The following is a 25,649-nucleotide window of genomic DNA, read 5'->3' as shown; positions in this document are numbered from 1 at the left end:
CCCACTCCTTTTCACACCAGCAAATCACGCGCTCGGTGCAGTGCGTCGGTCAACTGGTCGATTTCCGCAAAGGTGTTGTAGAACGCGAACGAGGCCCGCGCGGTGGCCGGAACCCCGAAAAAGGTCATCACCGGCATCGCACAATGGTGCCCGACCCGAATCGCCACGCCGTAGCGGTCGACGATCGTTCCCAAATCGTGGGGGTGGATGCCGTCGATGGTGAACGAGACCACCGCAGCCTTTTCGGGTGCAGTTCCGACGATCTTGAGTCCGGGTACCGTTTGCAGTCGCTCCGTTGCGTAGGCGAGCAACTCCTGTTCGTAGCGCAGCGCCGCGAGGCGGTCCAACCTTTCGAGGTATTCGATCGCTGCTTTGAGTCCAATCGCACCCGCGATGTGGGGCGTTCCGGCTTCGAAGCGCTGCGGCGGCGGTGCAAAGGTGCTTTTTTCGAACGAAACCGTACGGATCATGTCGCCGCCCCCTTGATAGGGCGGCATCGATTCCAGCAGCTCGGCTTTGCCGTAGAGCACGCCGATACCGGTCGGACCGAAGAGTTTGTGCCCGGAAAAGCAGTAGAAATCGGCGTCGAGCGCCTGCACGTCCACCGGCATATGGGGCACAGCTTGGGCGCCGTCGACCAGTACCGGGACACCGTGCTGGTGCGCGATCGCAATAAGCTCGGCCACCGGATTGATCGTGCCGAGCGCGTTCGAGACATGGGTCACCGCAACCAAGCGGGTGCGCGGCGTGATCAACGCAGCGAGCTGTTCCGTTTGCAACGCACCGCTTTCGTCCATCGGGATCACCTTGAGGACGATCCCAGTGCGGGCTTGCACGAGTTGCCACGGCACGATATTGGCGTGGTGCTCCATCGCGGTAACGATCACTTCGTCGCCAGGCTGAAAACGCGCGCCAAAACTGGCCGCGACGAGGTTGATCGCTTCGGTGGTGCCGCGCACGAAGACGATTTCGTTCGCAGAGCGCGCGTTGAGAAACCGCCGTGCTGCTTCCCGCGCCGCTTCGTACGCGATCGTTGCCCGCTCCGCGAGCGCATGGACACCGCGGTGGATGTTGGCGTTGTCGTGGCGGTAGAAATGGGCGATCGCGTCGATCACCGCGTTCGGTTTTTGGGTGGTTGCGGCATTGTCGAGATAGGCAAGCGGTTTGCCATGCACGGTTTGCGCCAAGATCGGGAAATCGGCGCGAACGGCTTCGACATCCCACGTGGTTACGCGCTGCGGTGCATTCATAGCTGCTCCTCCAGAATATCGCGGTCCGGGAGTCTGCCGACCAGCCGCTCCGTGAGATAGGTTTTGAGCGCAGGAAGCGTCACCGCTTCGACCACCGCTTCGGCAAAGGCAAAGATCAGCAGCGCGTCTGCTTCCTGAGGCGATAGCCCGCGGCTCAGGAGATAGAAGCGGGCGTCGCGATCGAGCTGGCCCACTGTCGCGCCGTGGCTACACGTCACGTCGTCGGTATAGATTTCGAGCTCTGGTTTCGCGTCGATCTCAGCACCAGGATGCAACAGCAGACTCTTCACCGATTGCTGCGCGTCGCTTTTCGCGGCGCCAGGTGCGACACGCACTTTTCCTTTGAAGACCCCACGACCCCGCTCCAAACCGATCAGGCGATACCGTTCGCGACTGGTCGTGGCCGCCGCTTCGTGAAAGAGGCGCGTATGGGTGTCGATGTGCTGACGCGCACCCACCAAATAGAGCCCTTCCAACTCCGCTACTGCTTCCGGTGCGTGAAGATGGACGTTGAAATCGTGACGGGCAAGGCGCCCCCCCAGTTGGATATTGAACGAGCGGTAACAGGCGTTCGCATCCACCGCAACGGCATGGGTCGCTATCTGCTGCACCGCGGCAGGGAGTTCCTGAACGACGTAATGGGTCAGTTGTGCGTTGCGCGCCAGGGTAATCTCCGATACGGCGTTGACAAAATGGCTACTGGCGGCGTCGCCGATCGCGTGCTCGATGAGGGTTGCCGACGCGCCCGCTTCAACGACGACGAGCAGCCGAGGGTGTACCGCCAAGGGAATCGACGCTCCTTCACCGGCAACGCCAGCGCTCACTTGCCAAACGATTTCGAGCGGCGTCGCCACGGGCGCGGTAATCCGCAGGCAAAGTCCGCCGCTTGCCAACGCGGTATTGAGATCGACGAACGACGAATGCTCGCTGGTGGCGAGTGCAGCAAACCGTTCCTGCCAAAACGGGTCGGCCAACGCCACCGCCAATGGCAGCGCGAATACCCCTTCGGGTGGCGCGTCGGGCGCGGCAACCAAGCGACCGTCGACGAAACGCCATTGGCGCGTTTCACCGTGCGGCCATTCGAGCTCCGTCGGCGTCGTCTGCGGCAGCGCTTCCCCCGCATCGGGCAACGCGAACGCGCGATTGGCGATTCCCTGAACCGGTGTGTACTTCCACTCCTCATCGCGGCGCACGGGAAAACCACGCGACAAAAAACGCGCGCACGCCGCGCGTTGCCGTTCGGCCACGCTTTCGGGGAGCGTCGGTCGGTAGGTTTCGAGTTGGGCCACGAGCGGTTGGGCGATCACCGTCGACGCATTCATGCCGCTACCTCGTCGATCAACCATTGATACCCTCTCGCCTCCAGTTCATGCGCCAGGGTTTTGTCGCCCGAACGGATGATCCGCCCTTGGTAGAGGACATGGATCACGTCGGGTTCGACATAGTCGAGCAACCGCTGGTAATGGGTTACCATCACGATTGCGCGGTTCGGGTCGCGCAAACGGTTGATCCCGTCGGCGACGATCTTCAACGCATCGATATCGAGCCCGGAGTCGATCTCGTCCAAGAGCGCCAATTTCGGCTCGAGCACGAGCATCTGCAAAATTTCGTTGCGTTTCTTTTCTCCACCCGAAAACCCGGAATTGACCGAGCGGTGCAGGAACGATTCGTCCATCTTCATCAGGCGCATTTTTTCCCGCACCAACGCCATGAATTCGAACGCGTCGGCTTCCGGTTCGCCGCGGTGTTTGCGCATCGCGTTGTACGCCGCTTTGAGGAGGTAGACGTTCTTCACGCCCGGAATTTCGACAGGGTACTGGAAACTGAGCAGTAACCCTTCGCGCGCGCGAATCTCGGGCGCCATTTCGAGCAGGTCTTGCCCCAAATAGCGCACCGACCCCGCGGTGACTTCGTACCCGTCACGCCCGGCGAGCACCTGACAGAGCGTACTCTTCCCCGAACCGTTCGGTCCCATGATCGCATGGACTTCGCCGGCACGGACTGTCAGGTCCAAACCGTTCAAAATCGTTTTCCCATCGACCGCAGCGGTCAACCCTTTGACTTCCAACATCGGTATCACTCCCATCCGTTCCGTTCAGCCGACCGCGCCTTCCAGGCTGACCTGCATCAGCGCTTCGGCCTCGACCGCAAATTCCATCGGCAGATTGTTGAACACCTCTTTACAAAACCCATTCACCACGAGGTTGACCGCGTCTTCTTCTGAAAGCCCCCGCTGCTGCAGGTAGAAGATCTGATCTTCGGCGATTTTCGACGTCGTGGCTTCATGCTCGACCTGTGCGGAAGGGTTCGCCACCTCGATGTACGGGTAGGTATGGGCACCGCATTCGCCGCCGATCAACAGCGAATCGCATTGCGTGTAGTTGCGCGCCCCTTCGGCAGTGGGCAACACCTTGACGAGTCCACGGTAGGAGTTTTGAGCCTTGCCCGCGCTGATCCCTTTGGAGATGATGGTACTGCGGGTGCGTTTGCCGATGTGGATCATCTTCGTACCGCTGTCGATCTGCTGCCGGTGGTTACCCACCGCCACCGAATAGAACTCGCCGACCGAATCGTCGCCGCGCAAGATGCAGCTTGGGTATTTCCACGTGATCGCCGAACCGGCTTCGACCTGGATCCACGAAATTTTGCTGCGTGCGCCGCGGCATTCGCCCCGTTTGGTGACGAAGTTGTAGATGCCCCCGCGCCCCTCTTCGTCGCCAGGGTACCAGTTCTGTACCGTCGAATATTTGATCTCTGCCCCTTCGAGCGCGATCAATTCGACCACCGCAGCGTGCAATTGATTTTCGTCGCGCATCGGCGCCGTACACCCTTCGAGGTAGCTGACATAGCTCCCCTCGTCGGCGATGATCAATGTGCGCTCGAATTGCCCCGTGTCGCTCGCGTTGATCCGAAAATAGGTGGAAAGCTCCATCGGGCACCGCACCCCTTTCGGGATATAGACGAACGAACCGTCGGAAAAGACCGCGGAATTGAGTGCCGCAAAGAAGTTGTCACCGGGCGGGACGACCGAACCCAAGTACTTCTGCACCAGTTCCGGATGTTCCCGAACCGCTTCCGAAAACGAGCAAAAGATGATGCCGAGTTCTGCAAGCTTTTCGCGGTAGGTCGTTGCGACCGAAACGCTGTCGAACACCGCGTCTACGGCGACGCCAGCCAGACGCGCCCGTTCGTGCAGAGGCACGCCCAATTTTTCGTACGTTTCCAGCAATTTCGGGTCGACTTCGTCGAGGCTCTTGGGCCGATCTTTTCCCAGTTTGGGGGCCGCGAAGTATGAGATCGCTTGGTAATCGATCGGTGGGTATTCGACGTGGGCCCAATGGTGCGGCTCTTCCATCTCTTGCCAGAGGCGAAACGCGTTGAGCCGCCATTCGAGCAGAAACTCGGGTTCACCTTTGCGCGCCGAAAGCCGCCGAATCACCGCTTCGTCGAGCCCGGGCGGGAAAACCTCTTCTTCGATCGCCGTTTCGAACCCGTATTTGTACTCACGAGCGACCAACGCCGCTACGTCATTTGTGCTCGTCATCGCACACTCCTTCTGGTATCACCACGCCACCGCGGCAACGGCCTGGCGATGGCGCTCTCGAATGCGGTCAATCGCCGCAAGCAAACGTGCAATGTCCTCTGCTTGCGTGGTAGGACCGGTGCTCACCCGCACCGCCGCGCGCGCAATTGCCTCTGCAACACCCATCGCGCGTAGCGTATGCGAAGCACCTGGATGCGCACTGGAGCAAGCGGAGCCGCTTGCGACCGCAAACCCTTCGCGGTCGAGCTCGATCACCCAACTTTCGCCCACCTCTCCTGGGAACGCAAAGAAGGTGGTATTCGGTAACCGCTCGGCCCCTGCGGAAAAGATGGTGGCACCGCGCGCCAGTAAGCCGGTTTCGAGTTGCTGTTGCAACGCCCGTGCATGTGCCGCCCACACGCGCTGCGCGGAAACAACCACAGGAGCCACCGCGCCCAACGCGGCGATCGCCAGTCCATTTTCCGTGCCCGAGCGCCAACCCGATTCCTGTCCCCCACCGGCAATAAGCGGAGCCCATTCGATGCGGCGGTCGAAAACGAGCACCCCGACGCCAATCGGCGCACCGATCTTGTGGCCGGAGAGCGTGAGGGCATCGACCCCAAGCGCCGCGAAGTCCACCGGCAGTTTGCCCCATGCCTGCACGGCATCGCAATGGACGATCGCCCCTGCGGCACGCGCTTCTTGTGCCAGTTCTGCAACCGGTTGGATCACGCCGCTTTCGTTGTTCGCCAACATCACCGAAACCAACGCAGGCCGTTGCGCCAAAATCGATTGCCAACCCTTTTCGTCGATTCGGCCTTCGGCGTCGACGGGAATCGTCGCTACGCACCAACCCAACCGCTGCAATTGCTTCGCCGGTTCACGCACGCACGGGTGTTCGACCGCGCTCACCGCAATCAGCCCGGGTTCCGGTCGCGCCCAAGCCACCCCTTTGAGAAACGCGTTGTTGGCTTCCGAACCGCCACTTGTGAACACCACCTGATTGGGCATCACACCAAGCGTTTCGGCGACGCGGTGGCGCGCTGCTTCGATCGCTGCGCGAATCGCTTCCCCAAAGCGGTGCCGACTCGAAGCGTTACCATACCGCTTTTCTGCGAACCATTCGGCAATAACCGCCTCGGCAGCAGGGTTTAACGGCGCCGATGCGTTCCAGTCGAGATAGGTAACGCTCATTTCTCCACACGTCGGATCGGTGTGATCTCACCACGCACCACCTGACCCAACGACACCGAAGAAAGATATTCCGCGATCTTGACGTTGAGGTTTTCCCACAGGTGGTGGGTGGAACAGATGTGATCGTTCAGACAGTTTGCTTTCCCACCGCAACGGGTGGTATCGATCCCCTCGTCGACCGCATCGACGATTTCCGCGATCGAAATTTCGTCCATCGAACGCGCCAATCGATAGCCGCCGCCTGGCCCCCGCGCACTCGTCACCAGCCCGGCGCGGCGCAACCGCGCAAAGAGTTGCTCCAGATAAGAGAGCGAAATTTCCTGTCGTTCGGCGATCGTTGCAAGCGGCACGGGCCCTTCCCCTTGCTGTTGCGCCAGATCGACCATCGCACTCACAGCAAAACGCCCTTTGGTCGTTAGTTTCATGATGGGTCAATCCCTGTTTGCTCAATGGGGATACCGTACAATAATTGACTAAAAAAGTCAAGAATTGTTCCTTACCCCATCCATCGACTGACTTGTTGAGGATCGAAGTCGCGATCGGCAACGAACGCTTTTTCATCCAAGCGGATGCCGGCTTCAGCCAGGTGGTTCAGCAACCGTTCGAACCGGTGGTCTGACTCGATCATATGATCGAGCATCGCGTGCAAAGCTTTTACCAAGGGATCGTCGAGGTCGCGCGTCACACCGTATGCGGTAAAGCCGATCTCCTCGGCTTTTCGGCGCCGCGCCTCCTCTTGTTCGCAAGAGCGCTCGTCCCGACCGTTGGGCATAATGATCCGCGCCGGGTTGCCCACCGCGGTCGCTCCTGCCGGTACCGGTTTGACCACCACGGCGTTCGAGCCGATTTTTGCGCCTTCCCCGACGGTGAACCCGCCCAAGACCTTTGCGCCAGCACCGACCACCACACCGCGCTCGAGCGTCGGATGGCGTTTCGCTCCGCGGTAGAGACTCGTCCCCCCGAGTGTAGCGCCCTGGTAGATCGTACAATCGTCGCCCACTTCCGCGGTTTCGCCGATCACTACCCCCATCCCGTGATCGATGAAGACGCGTCGGCCGATCTTCGCGCCAGGGTGGATCTCGATCCCTGTGAGCCACCGCGAAAGGTGGCTGAGAAAACGCGCCAGCCAGCGCCAGTTGCGTTGCCACAGTGCATGCGCCAGCCGATGGATCCACACCGCATGCAAACCGGGATAACAGGTAAGCACCTCCCAACGCGTTCGGGCAGCAGGGTCCCGTTGCAAAATCGCTTCGATGTCTTCACGAATCCGGTCGATCCAGCTCATCGCCCACTCAAATGTTGACCAAAACAGTCAATTATACCGTCTGATTTTCGTTCAGCCTGCGCGCACACGCTTTCAAAAAACCACGCAGGATGTTGGCTTCGGCGCGCTCCAGGCGCGAACGCTGCAACCAGCGCCGCAGCCGCGCTTCGAGTCTTTTGGGTGTTTTCGGATCATAAAAATCGATCGCGGCGGCAACTTCCAAGAAATGGGCAACAACCCCCTCGATTTCGGCCAGGGTGCACGGTACCGTATCGGGATCGGGCACTACGGCAACCGGGAGTGAACGCGCGCCGTCAGCATCCGATAGCCTTTGCGCCAGCACATAGGCGGCAATTTGCACCGCCGCTGCGAGATTGAGCGAGGAATATTCGGGATTTGCCGGAATCGCCACCGGTACGGAACAGCGCCAGACTTCGTCGTTGCGCAGCCCGTTGGCTTCGTTGCCGAAAACCAGTGCGACGCGCACCGCTGGGTTGTCCTCCAAGAGGGCGCGCACCTCTTGGGAGAGTGTCTCTGGCGTCCGAAAATCGACCACGTATTCGCGCGAACGCGCCGTGAATGCCGCCGCAAACACCGTATCGGCAAGCGCTGCGTCCAACGTATCGACTACCCGTGCCTGAGCCAAAAGGTCAGTTGCGCCACTTGCCCGCGCAATGGCCGTGGGATCGCACGGATCCGCGAGCGGCGCCACCAAAACCAATCGGGAGAAACCCATCGTTTTGAGCGCACGCGCCGCGGCGCCGATATTGCCAGGGTGTTGGGGTCGAACCAGAACGAAATCGACGCGATCGCGCACCTGCTAAAATCCCCTTTTGTTTCTGCACCGTGATTGTCTCACGCTTTTCGAGAAGGACGCCACACCCATGATCGTTCACCCGACGCTCAACATCGCGATCAAAGCCGCGCGCCGCGCGGCACAAATCATCAACCGTGCCGCTTTGCAACTGGAGCGGTTGACCATCGAACGCAAAGCACAGAACGACTTCGTCACCGAGATCGATCGCGCTGCCGAAACCGCGATCATCGAAACGATTCGCGAAGTATTCCCGGACGACCGCATCTTGGCGGAGGAGTCGGGCGCTTCCGGAGCGGAATCGAAAGGCAACGAATGGATCATCGATCCGCTGGACGGGACTACCAATTTCATCCACGGCTTGCCGCAGTTCGCGATCTCGATCGCGGTGCGTCGCCATGGCGTGCTCGAACACGCGGTCGTGTTCGATCCGAGCCGCAACGAACTCTTCTGCGCCTCGCGCGGTAGCGGCGCCTACCTCAACGAGCGGCGCATCCGGGTCAGCCGGCTTGACCGCTTGAGCGACGCGCTGATCGGCACCGGTTTCCCGTTTCGACAAGGACAGGATCTCGACACCTATTTGGCCATCTTTAAAGCTTTGATGCGCAAAACTGCAGGATTGCGCCGACCGGGCGCAGCGTCGCTCGATCTTTGCTACGTGGCGTGCGGCCGTTACGACGGTTTCTTCGAATCCGGGCTCAGCCCGTGGGACATCGCGGCTGGAGCGCTGATCGTTCAGGAGGCCGGCGGTTTTGTGACCGATTGGCAAGGCACCGAACATTTTCTGGAAACTGGGGCGATCGTCGCGGGCAACCCCAAGATCTTCGCGGCGCTCGTTGCGGAGATCCAGAAACAACTTGCCCACCGCTCCTGAGGAAGGTTTCGCTGTCCACAAAAACTGTGGATAATTTTGTGGAACATTTGCCGAAAACGCGAACAAAAGGCGAAAGCAAGCGGCAACGAACAGATCGCATCAATTTTGACCACATTATGAAATCTATAAAAATCAATAACTTAGAAAAAGTCGCATGGGATCAGGCCGCTAGTTCGCATGGCGGGCACCGCACAAGCACCCGAGTTGCCAACTGGGGATTTTTTCACCCATGAACACCGCGCCAAAGCGTCCTGACGCCCCATTGGCAGCACACACGCCGATGATGCGGCAGTACCTCGAACTCAAGGCGCAGCATCCGGATGCGCTGCTCCTCTTTCGCATGGGGGATTTCTACGAGCTCTTCTACGAGGACGCCGCAACCGCTGCACGCGTACTCGATCTCACCTTGACGACACGGGGTCAGTCGGCAGGGGAACCGATCCCGATGGCCGGCATTCCCTATCATGCGCTCGAAAACTATCTGGTGCGTCTGGTTCGTGCCGGCTACGTCGTCGCAATCGCCGAACAGTTCGGAGATCCGAAAGGCAAAGGGCCAATGACCCGTGCGGTCACTCGGATCGTCACCGCTGGAACCTTGACCGAGGCCGGTTTGCTCGACGAACGGCGCGACGCTCCGGTGGTCGCGCTCGCGCCAGGAAAAGGGCGCAACCGATCCCGTTGGGGGGTTGCAGTGCTTACCCTCTCTTCCGGGCGATTCGCTGCGTTCGAATCTTCGGAAGCGACCCTGGAATCGCACCTTGAACGCCTGCAACCCGCCGAATTGTTGTTCCCCGACGATTGCACACTGCCCGTCACCCCGGCGACTGCCGTCCGCCCCCTTCCCCCGTGGCGATTCCACGTCACGCGCGCGTTCGCTACTTTGACGGAACATTTCGGCGTCGCCGACCTTGCCGCGTTTGGTTTCTCACTTGCAGAAACCCCGCTCGCGATCACCGCGGCGGGGGTGGCCCTCGCTTATGTCGCGGAAACCCAGAAAACGGCGTTGCTGCACATCACGACCTTGGCGCGAGAAACCACGGAGCAGTACGTCGCGCTCGACCCCACCACGCGCCGCAATTTGGAATTGACCGAGACGTTACGGGGCGAGGCGTCACCAACCCTGCTGTCGACGCTGGATTTCACCCAAACCGCGATGGGGTGCCGCTGGCTGCGTCACGCGCTGCACCACCCATTGCGCGACCGCAATGAAATCTTACGACGACAGGCGCTGATCGCGTTTTGGCGCAACAATACGCAACTGCGACAAAAGGCGAATGAAAGCCTGCGGCGGATTGCCGACCTGGAGCGGATTGCCACACGCATCGCGCTGGGATCCGTTCGGCCGAAAGAACTCGCCGCGGTGCGGGACGCAGCTGAGCCAGTCGCGCACCTCGTTGCGCTCCTTCCCGCTGCTGAGGCCGACCCGATCTTTGCGCGCACCCTCGAAGCGCTGCCACTACCCAACGAACTCGTCGCGAAACTGAATGCCGCGCTCGTTGCCGACCCGCCGCTCCTTGCGCGCGATGGCGGCATCTTCGCACCGGGGTACGACGCAGAACTCGACGAACTGCGCGCGTTGCGTGCCGACAGTGGAGCCTTTTTGCTGGCGTTGGAAGCCCAGGAACGGGAACGCACCGGCATTCCCAACCTGAAAGTGGAATACAACCAAGTCCACGGCTACTACATCGAGGTCAGCAAAAGCCACCTCGACAAAGTCCCTCCATCGTACCGGCGGCGGCAGACGCTCAAGAACGCCGAACGCTTCATTACTCCGGAACTGAAAGCGTTCGAAGAGCGCGCACTCGCCGCGGAAGAACAGGCATTGGCGCGTGAACGGACACTCTACGCGTCGCTGATCGACTGGCTCAAACCGTTCGTGCCCGCGCTGCAAAAAGCCGCTGCGGCTCTTGCAGAGCTCGACGCGCTGCTTTCGCTTGCCCACGCTGCGGAAACCTTCGATTGGCATCCGCCGACCTTTGTGGACACCCCCACGCTTTCGTTCGAATCGCTTCGCCATCCGGTGGTCGAACGGCAAGTCGACCGCTTCATCCCCAACGACCTCGAGTTGGACAGTGAAACGCGCCGCCTGCTTCTGATCACCGGCCCCAATATGGGGGGAAAATCGACCTATATGCGTGCCGTTGCGCTCGCAACGCTCCTTGCGCACATCGGCAGTTTCGTCCCTGCGAAAGCGGCGACGATCGGTCCCATCGACGCGATCTACACCCGCATCGGCGCCTCAGACGATCTCGCATCGGGGCGTTCCACCTTCATGGTCGAAATGAGTGAAGCGGCGTACATCTTGCGCCATGCCGGACCCAACAGCCTCGTTTTGATGGACGAAGTGGGGCGTGGCACGTCGACGTTCGACGGCATGGCGCTCGCGCACGCGATCGCTTGGCACCTGCATGAAAAGAACCGTTCCCTCACGCTCTTTTCCACCCACTACTTCGAACTGACGGAATTGTCCGAAGCCCTCTCGGCGTGCGCCAACGTCCACGTGGCTGCTGCTGAATATGGTGAGCGAATCGTCTTTTTGCACGAAGTGCGCGAAGGCCCTGCCAGCCAGAGCTACGGACTACACGTCGCGGCACTGGCCGGAGTTCCCCGTGAGGCGCTTACCACAGCGCGCCGCGTGCTTGCAGCAATGGAGCGGCAACGCCACCACGGGCCGCCGGGGCAGCTTTCGCTTTTTGACACGAGCGACGCGACCGCACACGAAACCAGCCACGCACCCACTAGGCAACCAACCCTGGAATGGCCGGAGTGGCTCCTACCGTTGGCCGAGAAAGACCCGAAAACGCTCCCGCTTGCCGAAGTCGTGGACCTGCTCGAGCGTCTCCACGAGCTCCTATCCCTTACCCAACAGCCCCATTTCTGACGTTAGGAAGCGGGGACGACGGGTGTCGATTGGGCACGCCACACGGTTTGACCGTTACTCGCCTTGTCGATCTCATCGAGGATCGCTTCATGCGCCGCCAACTCGTCGGGTGCGACGGTCACTCTGGCAATGGCCAGAGTTGCAGGGCGCTGCCACTGCGGTACGGCACACGCCCCTCCTAGCGCGCCACCGATCGCATCGATCAAAAGCGACTCTTGGCCCCGTGTCATCGCCAGATAGACTTCGGCCAAGAGCTCTGCGTCCAAGAGCGCGCCGTGTAGCGTCCGGTGCTGATTGTCGATTCCGTAGCGTTCGCACAACGCGTCGAGTGACGCACGCTTCGTCGGGTCGTTCGTCTTCGCCAGCTTGAGGGTATCGACGATCTCGGCGGCAACCGTCTCGACCGTGATCTCCAACCCCACACGCCGCAGTTCGGCGTTGAGGAAACCCAAATCGAACGATGCGTTGTGAATCACCACCACCGCATCGCGCAAAAAGTCGAGTAAAGCGGGCGCAACTTCCGCAAACTTCGGTTTGTCCGCGAGGAACTCGGCGGTAATCCCATGGACCGCAATCGCACCGGCGTCGATCTCCCGCTCCGGATTGAGGTATTCGTGGAAATGGCGCCCCGTGAGCTGGCGACCAACGATCTCGACCGCGCCGATCTCGATCACCCGGTCACCGCGCTTCCAATCGAGCCCGGTCGTTTCCGTGTCCAACGTCACGATGCGCTGCATTTCCTCACCCTCTATCGTCCGTTTTGCCTTTTTGCATTGCCGCGATCGCTTGACGCGCCAACCAATCCGCCAACTCGTTTCCCTCGTTGCCGTCGTGTCCCTTGACCCAGCACCAGGTGATCGGCAGTTGTGCTGCCAACTGGTCGAGCCGCTCCCAAAGATCGCGATTGGCTACAGTATGGCCCGAAGCCGTACGCCACTGCCGCGCTTTCCAGCGCGGTAACCATTCGGTGACCCCTTTCTGCACGTACTGGCTATCGGTATAGAGCGTCACCGGAACGGGGCGTTTGAGCGCTTCGAGCGCGGCGATCACCGCCTGCAACTCCATTCGGTTGTTGGTGGTATGCGCCTCGCTCCCTGAGAGTTGCCGCTCGACCCCGCGCCAACGCAACACAGCACCCCACCCACCCGGCCCCGGGTTACCGGAGCAGGCACCATCGGTATAGATGATCACGGAATCATCCATCACGTGCTCCCGTCTGGTTGAAGGTCGAAACGGGGCGCCGAGCCGCCAGGCGTGTCGCGCGTAGCTGCAGCTTTTGCCGCCAATTGGGTTCGATCAGACGCACACCGGCCACCCGCTTGATCGCTTCGACGAGATAGACCGAACCCAGCGCAGGAAACCAGCGATCCCCGGCCCATTCCCAGCGCTGCGCCCAACGCGCGTGCCGCGCCCGTGGGAGATAGACACCGAAGCGCCCCAACCGCGTTTCGAAACCCAACACCCGCAGGTGGTCGCGCAAGCGGTGCACCGAAACCGTCGGCAACGGCGGCAACCACCCACTCAAGCGCCACGGGGACCAGGGATTGAACGCTACCCAATAGAGCCGCCCTTCGGGAACCAACACGCGATCGATCTCACGCAAAACCGCGAAAGGATCGTGCGCCACCGACCAGACGAACGGTGCCAGGACACAATCGAGCGAATCGCTGGCAAACGGCAGTTGTTCGTACTCGGCGCATACCGCCGCCCCCGCTGGTGCGACACACCACCCCCAACGCACGCGGCACAACGCCAGCGCGTCGAACGGCAACGGCCCCAGCTGAATCGCGTAAAATCCCACTGCATCGGTCAAAAACGTAGGCAACTGAGCCTGGAGCCATTCACAGACCCGTACGCCAGGCGGCGACGCAAACCACTGCGCCAATTGCGCTTGAGGAGATTCATCCATGGCACACGATCTGCAACTGGTCCCCATTCCGGCATTTACCGACAACTATGTCTGGATTGTACATGACGGTCGAAGCGCACTCGCGGTCGACCCGGGCGACGCGCAACCGGTACGCCGCTGGTTGGCGGAACGAAACGTGACGCTGAAAGCGATATTGATCACCCACCACCACGCCGACCACACTGGCGGCGCAGTCGAATTGGCCAAGGAGACGGGAGCGACGATTTTCGGCCCGGCAAACGAACCTTTACCACGCTGCGACATGCCGCTACACGGTGACGAAGTCATCGATTCGCCGGGCGATTTGCCGATCGCATTCACCGTGATCGCGGTGCCTGGGCACACCCGCGGGCACATCGCCTATTATGGCAACGGATGGCTCTTTTGCGGCGACACCCTCTTTTCCGCGGGGTGCGGTCGCCTCTTCGAAGGCACGGCCGAGCAACTTTTCGCGTCGCTCGAACGCCTCAAAGCCCTGCCGGATGACACCGCAGTCTGTAGCGCCCACGAATATACCTTGAAAAACTTGGCTTTTGCCGAATGCGTCGAACCCGACAACGATGCGATTCGCGACTATCGCGCGTGGTGCGAATCGCGGCGCGCAGCAAACAAACCGACGCTCCCTTCGACGATCGGACGGGAAAAAGCGGTCAATCCGTTCTTCCGAGTCGAGCGCAAAACGATTGGCGAGCGGTTGTCCGAACACTTCGGCACGATAGCGACGACGCCGCTCGAACGCTTTCGGCTCCTACGCGCCTGGCGCGACCGCTTCTGAGTCTGGTTCAGTGAGCATTGCGGCGGGTAACACCACGGCGCGGTTGCGTCCTGCCGCTTTGGCACGATAGAGCGCACGATCCGCAAGGTCAAGCAAGACCGCAGGTGAATCGACTCTAGCGGTTTTCCCGGGCAACGCGCTCGCGCCGCCGACCGATACCGTGATCGACCGCCCAATCGGGGAATCGGGGTGCGGAATACGAAGCGCGGCCACCGCAGCCCGCATCCGCTCGGCTACGATTTTGCCCCCTTCGTCGTCGACCTCGGGTAACACCGCAGCGAACTCCTCCCCGCCATACCGTGCCAAAAGGTCCCCAGGACGCTGCAACGCACCCGAGAGCGCCTGTGCGACCCGTTTCAACGCATCGTCGCCGCCCAAATGACCCCGTGAATCGTTGTACCGTTTGAAGTAATCGATATCGAAAAGCAGCAATGTCAGCGGTTTTTCGAGCCGCGCGCAGCGTCGCCACTCCTCGGAAAGCCGCGCGTCGAACGCGCGCCGGTTCGCCACCCCGGTGAGCCCATCGACATGAACCATTTCTTGCAAACGGCGATTCGCCTCGTCGAGCCGCTGCGTCAAAAGCAGCAGGCTTTTTTGCGCTTGCGCCAAGCGCTGCATCGCACGTAATTTCGCGGTGAGCACAACCGGAGAGATCGGTTTCGTCAGGTAGTCGTCGCCGCCTGCAGAGAGCCCCGCTTCGATCGCAGCGTCGTCGTTTTTCGCCGACAGATAGATCACCGGGGTCCACTCCCCGTCGCGCTCCTGCGCGCGAATCCGGCGCGCCACCTCGATCCCGTCGATTCCCGGCAACAGGATATCGAGGAGCACGATATCGGGGCGCTCGCGGACGAACGCATCCACCCCGTCTTCCCCGTTTTTGGCAACAATCGCGTCAAAACCGAGCGCCTCGAGATGACGGACCAGCACCGCTGCGGTCGTTGCCGTATCCTCCACCACCAGAACCTTCATCTCCTCCCCCTCTGGCGGGCGTCCTTAGCCTTCGTGCGGATGGCCGTGCGCGCGCTCTTCTGCAGTGGCGGGGCGCACCGCCGCAATCTCGACTTCGAAGACCAGCGCCTGCCCGGCAAGGGGATGGTTACCGTCGATCACCACCTTGCCTTCGGCGATATCGGTAATCCGATAGATCACATCTTCTTCACCCGCTTCGGTGACCCGCTCGAATGCCATCCCCACTTCGATGTTTTCTGGGAAAAGCGAAGCATCTTCCACCAAGACCAGGTTTTCGTCATAATCACCGAACGCCTCTTCGGGTTGCAATTTCACCGTGAATTTCTCGCCAACGGCTTTGTCGTGGATCAACTCCTCCAGCCGGGGAAAGATGCCGCCATAACCACCGTGCAAATAGACCAACGGCTCCTTTCCGTCGTCGATCACATTCCCGTCGGTATCGAGCACCCGATATTTGAGGGTGACCACCGTATCTTTCGTTACCCGCATCGCTTTTCTCCCAAACCATTCGAACGATTGTATCAGCTCTGCTACAATTACCAACATGAGCCGAGCGTTTCTCACTCCGCGGCAAGAGGCGATCCTACGCTTTCTCACCCGCTTTCACAGCGAACACGGGCGACCGCCTACACGGCAGGAACTGTGTGCGGCATTCGGCTTTCGCTCGCCCAATGCGGCGCAGTGCCATTTGCACGCACTGGCTGAAAAAGGGTTGATCGCTATCGACCGTGGTTGCGCCCGCGGGATTCGTCTTCTGGTTGCCGCAGACGCGGTGCTGAACTCCGAACGCGGGGGTACTGCTTCACCCGCAGCGTGCGAAGCAGCGAACACCCACGGTGAAACCGGGTTGCCCGTGATCGGTAAGGTAGCTGCCGGCGCCCCGATCCTTGCGACACCCCATATCGAAGCGTACCACCCCATCGCACCTACCGCGTTTCGTCCCCGCGCCGACTACCTGTTGCGCGTGGTCGGTGACAGTATGATCCATGCGGGGATCCTCCCCGGCGACCTCGTCGCCGTCCGGCAAACCCCGGAAGCGCCGTCAGGGGCGATCGTCGTCGCACGTATCGACGACGAGGTTACCGTCAAACGTCTGGTTCGCCGCGCTCCCGAAACGATCGAACTGCACCCGGAAAATCCCGATTACGCCCCGATCCGCATCGACCCGACACACCATCAATTCGCGCTCGAAGGGGTCGTGGTCGGCGTCATTCGGCCGTCACTTTCCTGATTCCGGCGGTCGCTAGCGTCGCTTCCTGTTGCTCGTGCGGACAACCAAGCGGTGCGACGTGCCGCAACTGAAGGGCTAAGCCGCTGCCGCATCGACAACCGAACCGCTTTGACCGCAGGTTCGCCGAGTGTCACGCGGCATTCGCGCAACACACCTTCGCGGAAAAAATGGAGTAGAACCGTCTCCCCTGGGCGGTAGCGTCGCAGCAGTGGCTCCCAATGACTTGGCGTGACTCGAACGCGCTCCAACGCGATCACCTCATCGCGCGGCGCCAACCCAGCCCGTTCGCCAGCACCCCCCGCAAGGACCTGCGCGACCAGCAGACGCCCCGCGTTGCGCTCGCGCTCGTCCCAGCGCACCCCCAGGTCCGGCAGCGTATCGCGTTCGATCTCGACGTCAAGCCCCATGCGATGGATAAGCTCCGTGAGGGGCTCGGACTGTGCGGTTGCAACCTGCTGCGCAAGCCAGCGCGCTAACCGCGGCCCGCCATGGTGCGCTACCGCAGCAAAGATCTCACGTTGGGAAACGCCCTGCTCGTTCCGACCGTATCGGTGCCACAACTCAAGCAGCACCGCGTCGAGCGAACTCCCGCGAAGGCGCAATTGCCAATCGAGCGCACAAGCTACGATCGCACCCAACGTATAGTAATTCGCAAAAAGGCTTGCGCTGTGCGCATGGGGGCGATAGAGCTTGATCCAAGCGTCGAACGACGCCTCAGCAAGCGGTTGTACCTGGTTACCCGGATTGTTTAGCACACGCGTCAGATCGTCCGACAACAGACGCAGGTAAGCCGTTTCGTCGATGACGCCGGCACGGCGCAAAAAGAGGTTGTCGTAATAGGCGGTCCATCCCTCGAAAAGCCAGAGCAAGTGCGTCGGCTGTTCGCGAAAATAGTCGTACCTGAGGTACGTCCGCGGACGCAACCGCTTCACCACCCATGCATGGAAATACTCATGGCTGAACAACCCAAGGAGCTTGAGGTAATCCGAATGCGGTTCCGTCATGCCCGGCCAGGGCAAATCAGTGCGCACGGCCAGCAAAACCGAACTGGCGCGGTGTTCCAGTCCACCATACCCGTCGTCGGTAAGATGGAGGTGAAAAAGATAGCGCGAAAAAGGGACGGTACCGAAAAAATCGGCCTGCGTTTGACAAATTCGCTTCAGATCGGCAAGGAGTCGAGCTGCGTCGAAGCGCAACGACGCGCCGGTGCAGACCACCTCGTGCGCAACACCCGCTACCGTGAAGCCGATTCGGTCCATATGCCCAATGGTCACCGGCGTATCGACCAATTCGTGGTAATTCCGCGCCGTGTACGTACCGAAACCCCGCGCATCGACCGCCTCCGGTTGCAAAGTCGTCGCCACCGACCAATCAGGGTGCGAAGCCACCGCTTCGACTGTGAGACGGCACGGCTCCTCCAGACACGACTCAGGGACGACGAAAAGACTGGTACCGTTGAGCAACGCACGGTCACCGCTCAAAAACGCCTCACGCACCGAAAGATCGTACGCCCATACGGTATAGCGGACGGTAACGAGATCGCCCGCAGCCAAACGGGTGATCGACCAGCGGTTTTTGGCTACCTTTTCAGCGAATCCATGGCGTACGCTACCTGTTTTCGACGTCACCGTCACAGAAAGGGCGCTCAGATGACGGGCAAACTCACGGACCAGGTAGGAGCCAGGAATCCAGACCGGCAACGACAGCGAAACCGTGCCACTGCGCGTTACGGTAAATCTGAGCGACACATGGATCAGATGATCGTCTGGGTTGGGAAAGGAAACGTGATAGTGGATCTTCGTCATTCGTCCGCTGCCAGCCAAATCAAACGGTTACGCCCTTCCGCTTTTGCCTGATAGAGCGCCCGATCGGCCCGGGCCAATACGTCGTCGAACGCACGATCCGACGGACCCACCTCTGTGACACCAATGCTACAGGTGTACTGAATGTGATGACCAGAAAACGTCACGCGACGCAGACGAACCTCGCGCAACAGCCGCTCGAACGCGCTTGTCGGGCGATCGTGCAGAACGACCAAGGGCATCACGACACCGAACTCCTCTCCTCCCAAACGTCCCACCTCATCCATCGTGCGAAAATTGGCCCGTAACAGATCGGCGAAATCGCGCAACACCGCATCGCCAGCGCTGTGGCCGAAGGTGTCGTTGATCCGTTTGAAATGGTCGAGATCGATCAGCGCCACCGCCGCACGCTCGTGAAAAGCGCTGCGCACGATTCGCGCAAACAGCGCCTCTGCCCGCTCCATGAACGCACGGCGGTTCGGAAGTCCTGTGAGCACGTCGGTCAAAGCCAACTGACGCAACTGCTGCTCGAGCGCAATGCGCTCCGTAATGTCATGCAGCACATAGACGGAAAAACGCTCGTGCGACAACGACGACGTAAACGGGGTCACGATGCGCTCCACCCATCTCGTCGTACCGTCTTGCGTGTGAACCGCAACCAGCGCCCCACGTTTCTCCCCTGTAGTTGCGGCACCAGTTTCGAGGAAGCGATGAATAAATTGCCCAAACAAATCTGCAGCTTGGCGTGCAAACAACTGCTCGGCAGCCGGATTCACCCAAATGATCCGATCTTCGGCATCACAAATCACCGTAGCCACTGGAGAACGAATCACCGCCTCGGAAAGAAGCTCCTTCCACGCGGCTTGCTCCATCTCATCGGTGACATTGCGACAAACGCCGATCCCGATGCGCGCGCGACCCGTTTGTTCGTCACGCTGCGTGATGCGTCCGCGGTCCTCCAACCAACACCACCCGCCGCGTTCGGTGCGAATTCGATAACGTTCGCAGTAATAGTCACTCGTCCCTTTGACGAGCGCGATCAAGCTCTTGCGCACTCGAGGCCAATCGATAGGATGGACGCGCGCCCGCCACGCCGCAAAAGTCAGGGTAATGCCCTCCCCCTTTTGCGCAGGTAAACCCACCCATTGCGCCCAGCGCTCGTCGAGCATAGCGCGTTCGGTAGGAAAGTCGAGCTGCCAAAGCGCCAGATCCGCTGCAGCCAGTGCCCAAAAAGCGCGTTCGAAAGTCGGCTCCATCATAGAACACTAACTGCGAGGGGAAACCGACAATACCCCCATTGCCTCCCCTTCCTGATACAACGCCCGGGCGAACGCCTTCCAAATGGGGCCAGCGTGCAGCTCAACCCCCTCTTGGGCACTATGCGCCATGAGGTGCAACATCAACTGACTCAGCCCAACCAACTCGGCCAAAACCCGTTCCTGCAGTTTGGTGGAATAGAGACAACGGTGCAACGTTTCGCGATCCTGACAATGAAAAATCTCCCGTGCCAAGCGGTGAAGTGCCGCGCCATCCTCCCAGTTGACCCCTAACGCGATCAATTTGGCGGCAATCGCATGTTCCAACAGCGCCACATCGTTCTGCCACTCAGAAAGCACCATCATCGCCCCTTAGGTGAACCTCTGCTCAACGCATTTTACCCGGAATCCCATCCTCATCAGAATTTTTGCGATAATGGTCGCTATCCAAGTGATGGAGAACCGTGATGACGCCCCGCATCGAAGAACCGCTTGCCGACGCGGCAAGCTGGGCAGATTGGTTCCGCGGTCAAATCCCGACGTTGCCCCTTTTGCGCCAGTCGAAACGCAAGATCGACGAGGAAGCGACTCACGCCACCGAAATCAACTTACACCAATTGGCCGAGGTCGTCATCGGTGATCCCATCCTCACCTTGCGCACGTTGGTCCAGCTCCAACAAAGCAAAAAAGGGGAAACGCGAGAACTCACATCGATCACCAGCGCGCTGATGATGCTCGGGATCCAACCCTTTTTGCACCAAATTCACGCGCTTCCTACAGTAGAATCCGCCCTTGCCGATCAACCGGTCGCGCTCAAATGGCTACTCTCCCGCGTCGCTCGAGCGCGAAAAGCCGCGCATTATGCGCACGATTGGGCCGTACTCCGCCGCGACATCAATGCCGAAGAGGTAACCGTTGCAGCGCTTCTTTATGAAATCAACGAGATTCTCCTCTGGCTCTTTGCCCCCAAATTGATGTTCTTGATGCTGTCGCTACGCAAGCGCTTCCCCGACCACCCGATCGAGGTGCTGCAACGCAAAGTGTTCAACACCACCGATCTCGAACTTCGCGACGCGGCCATCGCTCGCTTCAACCTGCCCACCATACTGAAAGAACTGATGAACCCCCAAAACGCGGAAAACCCGCGCACGCGGACCGTACTGTTGGCAACACGACTTGCGCGGCACCTCGGCCGAAAAGGCTGGCAACACCCCAAACTGGAAGCCGATATCGAAGCGATCGAACAACTGGTGCATCTCAATCGCGAATTGCTCTTACGCCGCTTGGACGCACCCTACGAAGTTTGGCCCCGCTTTGGCGTACCCGTACCGCCCACATCCGAATCGAAAGACCATCCGACGAAAGGAAACGAAACGCAATGATCGACCCAGACACCCTCAAAGCCGAAATCGCGCGCAACGTGGCTGCCGCACTCACCGAAGACATCGGATCGGGCGACCTGACCGCAAAACTGATCGATCCGGACAAAGAGGCGCGCGGGCGGTTGATCAGTCGTGAACCCGCGATCCTCTGCGGCCAAGCGTGGTTCGAAACCGCCTTTCGGCTGCTCGAACCCGAAGCGATGATCCTATGGTTCGTTCGCGAAGGGGAAAGTGTCGAACCCAACCAGCCTGTGTGCGAAATCGAATCGCGGGCCCGCACACTGCTGACCGCCGAACGGACCGCACTCAACTTTTTACAGCTCCTCTCTGGCGTCGCCACGCAAGTCCACCGCTATTGCCGCGCTGTGGAAGGCACCGCGGCAAAAATCGTCGATACGCGCAAAACCATACCAGGGTTACGGCTTGCACAAAAATATGCCGTGCAGGTAGGTGGCGGCACCAACCACCGCATTGGCCTCTATGATGGCATCCTCATCAAAGAAAACCACATCATCGCAGCAGGCGGTATTCGTCAAGCGTTGGAAGCGGCTCAGAGAATCGCCCCGTCGAACGTCTTCATTCAGATCGAAGTAGAAACGCTCGCGCAACTTCATGAGGCGCTTGCCTGCGGCGCGAAAATGATTTTGCTCGACAACATGTCGCTCGAAGAGATGGCAGAAGCGGTCCGTATCACGCAAGACCGCGCGGAGCTCGAAGCGTCGGGCGGCGTCGATCTCGAACGCGTCCGTCAGATTGCCGCAACCGGTGTCCATCGCATCTCGATCGGCCGTCTGACCAAAGACATCCGCGCGATCGATTTCTCATTGCGTCACGTCGAAATTTAGTCGCGTCCCCTCAGTGCATGCGCTTCGATATAGCGCCGCACCGCCTGCGCGTCGGCAGGCAACTCGGTCACTCGCTGCGGCGCCGCTTCGATCCCTTCGAACGGCGCTGGCCGTGGCGGCGCAAAACCCACCGCCTCTTGAATCGTATCAGCAAACTTCGCCGGTTGTGCGGTTTCGAGAACGACGACGGGATAGCGGGAATCGGCCACCTGCTGCGCGACGCGAACCCCATCTGCTGTGTGCGGATCGATCAATACACGGTAGCGCTTCCAGATCGAGCGGATCGTTGCCACACGCCCTTCGTGGCTGTTGGCACCAGAGACAAATCCGAAGCGGCCGCTCGTCGCCCAATACGGGGTCGTTTTAAGATCGAACGCCCCTTTTTCCGCCAATTGACGCCACAATGTTGTGAGTGCTTGGGAATCGCGCCCGACCAGATCGAAAACGAACCGTTCGAAATTAGACGCTTTCGAAATGTCCATCGACGGGCTCGAAGTGACAAAAGTCTCGTCCGATCGGCGGGGGCGATAAACGCCAGTGCGGAAAAATTCGTCCAGAACGTTGTTTTCGTTTGTCGCCAAAATGAGTTGTGCAATCGGCAACCCCATCATCCGGGCGATATGACCGGCCAGAATATTGCCAAAATTGCCGCTGGGAACGGCAAAACTCATGGGATCGCCGACGCGACCGACAGCCTGGAAGTAACCGGCAAAATAATAGACCACCTGTGCCGCAATACGTGCCCAGTTGATCGAATTGACCGCGCCCAAACGGTATTGGGACTTGAATGCCTGATCCGCACCCAGCGCCTTGACCACATCCTGCGCATCGTCGAACGCGCCGCGAATCGCAATGTTGTGGATGTTTTCATCCTGGAGGCTATACATCTGTGCCCGTTGAAACGGGCTCATCCGCCCCGCCGGCGAAAGCATGAAGACGCGGATGCGTGCACGCCCTCGCATTGCATGTTCCGCGGCGGAACCAGTATCACCGGAGGTTGCACCCAAAATATTGAGATAGGTGTCGCGTTGGGTCAGAACATATTCGAACAGCGCGCCCAACAGCTGCATCGCCATATCCTTGAACGCAAGGGTCGGGCCATTCGAAAGCTCGAGAATCCCGAAGCGCCCGGGCTCCAACCAAGTCAGCGGCGCAACACGGGCAGCACGCACCGATTCCCGCGCATAGGGATAGCGCGCTGCGTGATAGGTTTCCAAAACGAGTTTCGCCAAATCATCGGAAGGAATTTCGGGCGCAAATGCCGATAGGATGGTATAGGCCAACTCCGCATACGGCATTACAGCCATCTGCTCGAGCGCCGCAAGGGAAAATTGCGGATAGTACTCCGGAACGTAAAGGCCACCGTCGCTGGCAAGCCCTTCGAGAAGAATATCGGTAAATCGTCGTTGTGGTGCTTGACCACGTGTCGATAGGTAGTGCACGAGCCCCTCACAACAAAAAGAAAACCGCGATGAATTATACGTGAAGGCTTTCCGGCCCACGAAGCGTAAACGTCAAGCGCCCATCTTTTGGGATGGGCGTTTGGTGTTTGGGTTTGACTGGTTTGGGTTGTTGGGTTGAGTCTGACGATGACCTACTTTCCCGAGGAGTGTTCCTCAGTATCATCGGCGCTGCCTTGTTTCACGGTCCTGTTCGGGATGGGAAGGCGTGGTGCCAAGGCGCTATGGTCGTCAGACTCGAAGCTGGTGTGACGCTTTGGAACGGCGTGTGGGTTTTAGGTAGGGGGTGCGTTTTGGGTGATGTCTGTGTGGGTTTATGTGGCGTTACGGCCATAGGATCAAGCCGGTCGGGCAATTAGTACGGCTCAGCTCAACGCCTTGCAGCGCTTACACATGCCGCCTATCAACGTGGTGGTCTTCCACGGCCCTGATCGGGAAGTCTTATCTTGGGGCGAGTTTCGCGCTTAGATGCTTTCAGCGCTTATCTCTTCCGCACTTAGCTACCCGGCGGTGCCACTGGCGTGACAACCGGTACACCAGAGGTGCGTCCACTCCGGTCCTCTCGTACTAGGAGCAGCTCCCCTCAAACTTCCTACGCCCACGGCAGATAGGGACCAAACTGTCTCACGACGTTTTAAACCCAGCTCACGTACCTCTTTAAATGGCGAACAGCCATACCCTTGGGACCGACTACAGCCCCAGGATGAGATGAGCCGACATCGAGGTGCCAAACACCGCCGTCGATGTGAACTCTTGGGCGGTATCAGCCTGTTATCCCCAGAGTACCTTTTATCCGTTGAGCGATGGCCCTTCCATGCGGGACCACCGGATCACTAGGACCTGCTTTCGCACCTGCTCGGCTTGTGGGCCTTGCAGTCAAGCACGCTTATGCCCTTGCACGTACAGCGCGATTTCCGACCGCGCCAAGCGTACCTTCGTGCTCCTCCGTTACCTTTTGGGAGGAGACCGCCCCAGTCAAACTGCCTGCCATGCACGGTCCCGGGTGGGGATGCACCCACCGCGGTTAGAACCTCGATGGGGCCAGGGTGGTATTTCAAGGACGGCTCCACCGAAGCTGGCGCCTCGGCTTCTTTGCCTCCCACCTATCCTACACAGGCCACATCAAAGTCCAATGCAAAGCTGCAGTAAAGGTTCATGGGGTCTTTCCGTCTAGCCGCGGGTAGATTGCATCTTCACAACCACTTCAATTTCGCTGAGTCCCAGCAGGAGACAGTGGGGCCACCGTTACGCCATTCGTGCAGGTCGGAACTTACCCGACAAGGAATTTCGCTACCTTAGGACCGTTATAGTTACGGCCGCCGTTTACCGGGGCTTCGATCAGGAGCTTGCACCCCATCACTTAACCTTCCGGCACCGGGCAGGCGTCACACCCTATACGTCGACTTTCGTCTTTGCAGAGTGCTGTGTTTTTAGTAAACAGTCGCAGCCCCCGATTCTCTGCGACCCCCAAGCGCTTCAGGGGCAAGCCCTTACACGCTCAGGGGCACACCTTCTCCCGAAGTTACGGTGTCAATTTGCCGAGTTCCTTCTGCTGGGTTCTCTCAAGCGCCTTGGTGCTTTGACACCAGCCCACCTGTGTCGGTTTGCGGTACGGTCACCTTGCAACTGAAGCTTAGAGGCTTTTCCTGGAAGCTTGGGATCGCGCCTGGCGAAGAACCGAAGCTCTTCGCCCCGTCACCTCTCGTCGTTGCCGGGCGGATTTGCCTACCCAGCCTGACTACCGGCTTAGACCAGGACGTCCAACACCTGGCGGCGCTACCCTTCTTCGTCCCCCCATCGCATTGCAAGGTGGTACGGGAATATTGACCCGTTTCCCATCGACTACGCCTTTCGGCCTCGCCTTAGGGGCCGACTAACCCGACGCCGATGAACGTTGCGTCGGAAACCTTGGGCTTTCGGCGAAGGGGCTTTTCACCCCTTTTATCGCTACTCATGTCAGCATTCGCACTTCGGATACCTCCAGCGTGCCTCTCGACACGCCTTCGCAGGCTTACCGAACGCTCCCCTACCACGCACACATTGCTGTGTGCATCCGCAGCTTCGGCTCGTGGCTTGAGCCCCGTTACATCTTCCGCGCAGGACGACTCGACTAGTGAGCTATTACGCTTTCTTTAAAGGGTGGCTGCTTCTAAGCCAACCTCCTAGCTGTCTTAGCCTTCCCACTTCGTTTCCCACTTAGCCACGCATTGGGGGCCTTAG

Annotated in this window: 23 protein-coding genes and 2 rRNA genes (1 of these 25 running past the window's edge); 6 read left to right on the top strand and 19 right to left on the bottom strand. The window is 59.9% G+C overall.

Going from position 1 to position 25,649, the window contains the following annotated elements; all coding sequences use genetic code 11:
* Nucleotides 1-11 precede the first annotated feature (11 nt).
* The 8 genes from HPTL_RS05460 to HPTL_RS05425 form a co-directional block, all read right to left on the bottom strand.
* Nucleotides 12-1,250, bottom strand: a complete 1,239-nt coding sequence (locus tag HPTL_RS05460; RefSeq protein WP_119335064.1) for a cysteine desulfurase — start codon at nucleotides 1,248-1,250, stop codon at nucleotides 12-14.
* The gene (gene sufD, locus HPTL_RS05455; RefSeq protein WP_170141284.1) at nucleotides 1,247-2,572 is read right to left on the bottom strand and encodes a Fe-S cluster assembly protein SufD; all 1,326 of its coding nucleotides are present in this window, start codon (nucleotides 2,570-2,572) and stop codon (nucleotides 1,247-1,249) included. The genes HPTL_RS05460 and sufD overlap by 4 nt, the downstream gene beginning before the upstream one ends.
* Nucleotides 2,569-3,321 (bottom strand): Fe-S cluster assembly ATPase SufC, encoded by a 753-nt coding sequence (sufC, locus tag HPTL_RS05450; protein WP_119336098.1) that lies wholly within the window; start codon nucleotides 3,319-3,321, stop codon nucleotides 2,569-2,571. The genes sufD and sufC overlap by 4 nt, the downstream gene beginning before the upstream one ends.
* A gap of 24 nt (nucleotides 3,322-3,345) precedes the next feature.
* Nucleotides 3,346-4,794: a Fe-S cluster assembly protein SufB gene (sufB, locus tag HPTL_RS05445; RefSeq protein WP_119335062.1), complete on the bottom strand. Its 1,449-nt coding sequence runs from the start codon at nucleotides 4,792-4,794 to the stop codon at nucleotides 3,346-3,348.
* Between the two features lie 18 nt (nucleotides 4,795-4,812).
* On the bottom strand, nucleotides 4,813-5,967 hold the full coding sequence (locus tag HPTL_RS05440) for a cysteine desulfurase family protein (protein ID WP_119335061.1): 1,155 nt from the start codon (nucleotides 5,965-5,967) through the stop codon (nucleotides 4,813-4,815).
* Nucleotides 5,964-6,392 carry an Rrf2 family transcriptional regulator gene (locus tag HPTL_RS05435; RefSeq protein ID WP_119335060.1) on the bottom strand — a complete coding sequence of 143 codons (429 nt, stop codon included), beginning with the start codon at nucleotides 6,390-6,392 and terminating at the stop codon, nucleotides 5,964-5,966. Before HPTL_RS05435 ends, HPTL_RS05440 begins: the two co-directional genes overlap by 4 nt.
* Nucleotides 6,393-6,463: 71 nt before the next feature.
* Nucleotides 6,464-7,252 (bottom strand): serine O-acetyltransferase, encoded by a 789-nt coding sequence (cysE, locus tag HPTL_RS05430; RefSeq protein ID WP_119335059.1) that lies wholly within the window; start codon nucleotides 7,250-7,252, stop codon nucleotides 6,464-6,466.
* Between the two features lie 31 nt (nucleotides 7,253-7,283).
* On the bottom strand, nucleotides 7,284-8,048 hold the full coding sequence (locus HPTL_RS05425) for an RNA methyltransferase (RefSeq protein ID WP_119335058.1): 765 nt from the start codon (nucleotides 8,046-8,048) through the stop codon (nucleotides 7,284-7,286).
* Nucleotides 8,049-8,115: 67 nt separating this feature from the next.
* Here HPTL_RS05425 and HPTL_RS05420 point away from each other — a divergent pair, with 67 nt between their 5' ends.
* Nucleotides 8,116-8,919 carry an inositol monophosphatase family protein gene (locus tag HPTL_RS05420; protein WP_119336097.1) on the top strand — a complete coding sequence of 268 codons (804 nt, stop codon included), beginning with the start codon at nucleotides 8,116-8,118 and terminating at the stop codon, nucleotides 8,917-8,919.
* A 229-nt stretch (nucleotides 8,920-9,148) separates the two neighbouring features.
* The gene (gene mutS, locus HPTL_RS05415; protein WP_119335057.1) at nucleotides 9,149-11,800 is read left to right on the top strand and encodes a DNA mismatch repair protein MutS; all 2,652 of its coding nucleotides are present in this window, start codon (nucleotides 9,149-9,151) and stop codon (nucleotides 11,798-11,800) included.
* Nucleotides 11,801-11,802: 2 nt separating this feature from the next.
* Here the strand turns inward: mutS and dnaQ are convergent, their stop codons facing one another.
* The 3 genes from dnaQ to HPTL_RS05400 are packed head-to-tail and all read right to left on the bottom strand — an operon-like array spanning nucleotide 11,803 to nucleotide 13,709.
* On the bottom strand, nucleotides 11,803-12,537 hold the full coding sequence (gene dnaQ, locus HPTL_RS05410) for a DNA polymerase III subunit epsilon (RefSeq protein ID WP_119335056.1): 735 nt from the start codon (nucleotides 12,535-12,537) through the stop codon (nucleotides 11,803-11,805).
* Between the two features lie 4 nt (nucleotides 12,538-12,541).
* A complete protein-coding gene (gene rnhA, locus HPTL_RS05405; RefSeq protein ID WP_119335055.1) occupies nucleotides 12,542-13,003 on the bottom strand; it encodes a ribonuclease HI in 462 nt (153 codons plus the stop codon).
* Nucleotides 12,996-13,709, bottom strand: coding sequence for a class I SAM-dependent methyltransferase (locus HPTL_RS05400; protein WP_170141283.1), 714 nt, complete (start codon nucleotides 13,707-13,709; stop codon nucleotides 12,996-12,998). Before HPTL_RS05400 ends, rnhA begins: the two co-directional genes overlap by 8 nt.
* Here HPTL_RS05400 and gloB point away from each other — a divergent pair.
* The gene (gloB, locus tag HPTL_RS05395) at nucleotides 13,708-14,484 is read left to right on the top strand and encodes a hydroxyacylglutathione hydrolase (protein WP_119335054.1); all 777 of its coding nucleotides are present in this window, start codon (nucleotides 13,708-13,710) and stop codon (nucleotides 14,482-14,484) included. The genes HPTL_RS05400 and gloB overlap by 2 nt on opposite strands.
* Here the strand turns inward: gloB and HPTL_RS05390 are convergent.
* Together HPTL_RS05390 and HPTL_RS05385 are read right to left on the bottom strand one after the other, a co-directional pair.
* On the bottom strand, nucleotides 14,458-15,453 hold the full coding sequence (locus tag HPTL_RS05390; RefSeq protein WP_119335053.1) for a diguanylate cyclase domain-containing protein: 996 nt from the start codon (nucleotides 15,451-15,453) through the stop codon (nucleotides 14,458-14,460). The two genes, gloB and HPTL_RS05390, sit on opposite strands and share 27 nt — an antisense overlap.
* 24 nt (nucleotides 15,454-15,477) lie before the next feature.
* Nucleotides 15,478-15,942: an FKBP-type peptidyl-prolyl cis-trans isomerase gene (locus HPTL_RS05385; RefSeq protein ID WP_119336095.1), complete on the bottom strand. Its 465-nt coding sequence runs from the start codon at nucleotides 15,940-15,942 to the stop codon at nucleotides 15,478-15,480.
* Between the two features lie 55 nt (nucleotides 15,943-15,997).
* Between HPTL_RS05385 and lexA the strand changes: the two genes are divergently transcribed.
* Entirely contained in the window at nucleotides 15,998-16,684 is a 687-nt protein-coding gene (gene lexA, locus HPTL_RS05380; RefSeq protein WP_119335052.1) for a transcriptional repressor LexA, read from the top strand.
* On the opposite strand, the gene HPTL_RS05375 is transcribed toward lexA, so the two are convergent.
* From HPTL_RS05375 to HPTL_RS05365, 3 genes are read right to left on the bottom strand one after another with little or no spacing between them, the layout of a single operon-like run.
* Nucleotides 16,630-18,489: a M61 family metallopeptidase gene (locus HPTL_RS05375; RefSeq protein WP_119335051.1), complete on the bottom strand. Its 1,860-nt coding sequence runs from the start codon at nucleotides 18,487-18,489 to the stop codon at nucleotides 16,630-16,632. The two genes, lexA and HPTL_RS05375, sit on opposite strands and share 55 nt — an antisense overlap.
* Nucleotides 18,486-19,745, bottom strand: coding sequence for a sensor domain-containing diguanylate cyclase (locus HPTL_RS05370; protein ID WP_119335050.1), 1,260 nt, complete (start codon nucleotides 19,743-19,745; stop codon nucleotides 18,486-18,488). The genes HPTL_RS05375 and HPTL_RS05370 overlap by 4 nt, the downstream gene beginning before the upstream one ends.
* 6 nt (nucleotides 19,746-19,751) lie before the next feature.
* Nucleotides 19,752-20,108 carry a hypothetical protein gene (locus tag HPTL_RS05365; RefSeq protein WP_145981791.1) on the bottom strand — a complete coding sequence of 119 codons (357 nt, stop codon included), beginning with the start codon at nucleotides 20,106-20,108 and terminating at the stop codon, nucleotides 19,752-19,754.
* Nucleotides 20,109-20,209: 101 nt separating this feature from the next.
* Here HPTL_RS05365 and HPTL_RS05360 point away from each other — a divergent pair, with 101 nt between their 5' ends.
* Both HPTL_RS05360 and nadC read left to right on the top strand, forming a co-directional pair.
* On the top strand, nucleotides 20,210-21,124 hold the full coding sequence (locus HPTL_RS05360) for an HDOD domain-containing protein (RefSeq protein ID WP_119335048.1): 915 nt from the start codon (nucleotides 20,210-20,212) through the stop codon (nucleotides 21,122-21,124).
* Nucleotides 21,121-21,969, top strand: a complete 849-nt coding sequence (nadC, locus tag HPTL_RS05355; protein ID WP_179949086.1) for a carboxylating nicotinate-nucleotide diphosphorylase — start codon at nucleotides 21,121-21,123, stop codon at nucleotides 21,967-21,969. The genes HPTL_RS05360 and nadC overlap by 4 nt, the downstream gene beginning before the upstream one ends.
* Here nadC and thrC read toward each other — a convergent pair.
* From thrC to HPTL_RS05340, 3 genes are all read right to left on the bottom strand, one after another.
* Nucleotides 21,966-23,411 carry a threonine synthase gene (gene thrC, locus HPTL_RS05350; protein ID WP_119335047.1) on the bottom strand — a complete coding sequence of 482 codons (1,446 nt, stop codon included), beginning with the start codon at nucleotides 23,409-23,411 and terminating at the stop codon, nucleotides 21,966-21,968. The genes nadC and thrC overlap by 4 nt on opposite strands.
* Before the next feature lie 139 nt (nucleotides 23,412-23,550).
* Nucleotides 23,551-23,665 (bottom strand): 5S ribosomal RNA (gene rrf / locus HPTL_RS05345).
* 98 nt (nucleotides 23,666-23,763) lie between these two features.
* Nucleotides 23,764-25,649 (bottom strand): 23S ribosomal RNA (locus HPTL_RS05340); it runs 988 nt beyond the window's last position.

Origin of the sequence: Hydrogenophilus thermoluteolus (genome assembly GCF_003574215.1) — a bacterium.
Taxonomy (GTDB): Bacteria; Pseudomonadota; Gammaproteobacteria; order Burkholderiales; family Rhodocyclaceae; genus Hydrogenophilus; species Hydrogenophilus thermoluteolus.
This window is presented reverse-complemented; position numbering and strand designations above follow the sequence as displayed.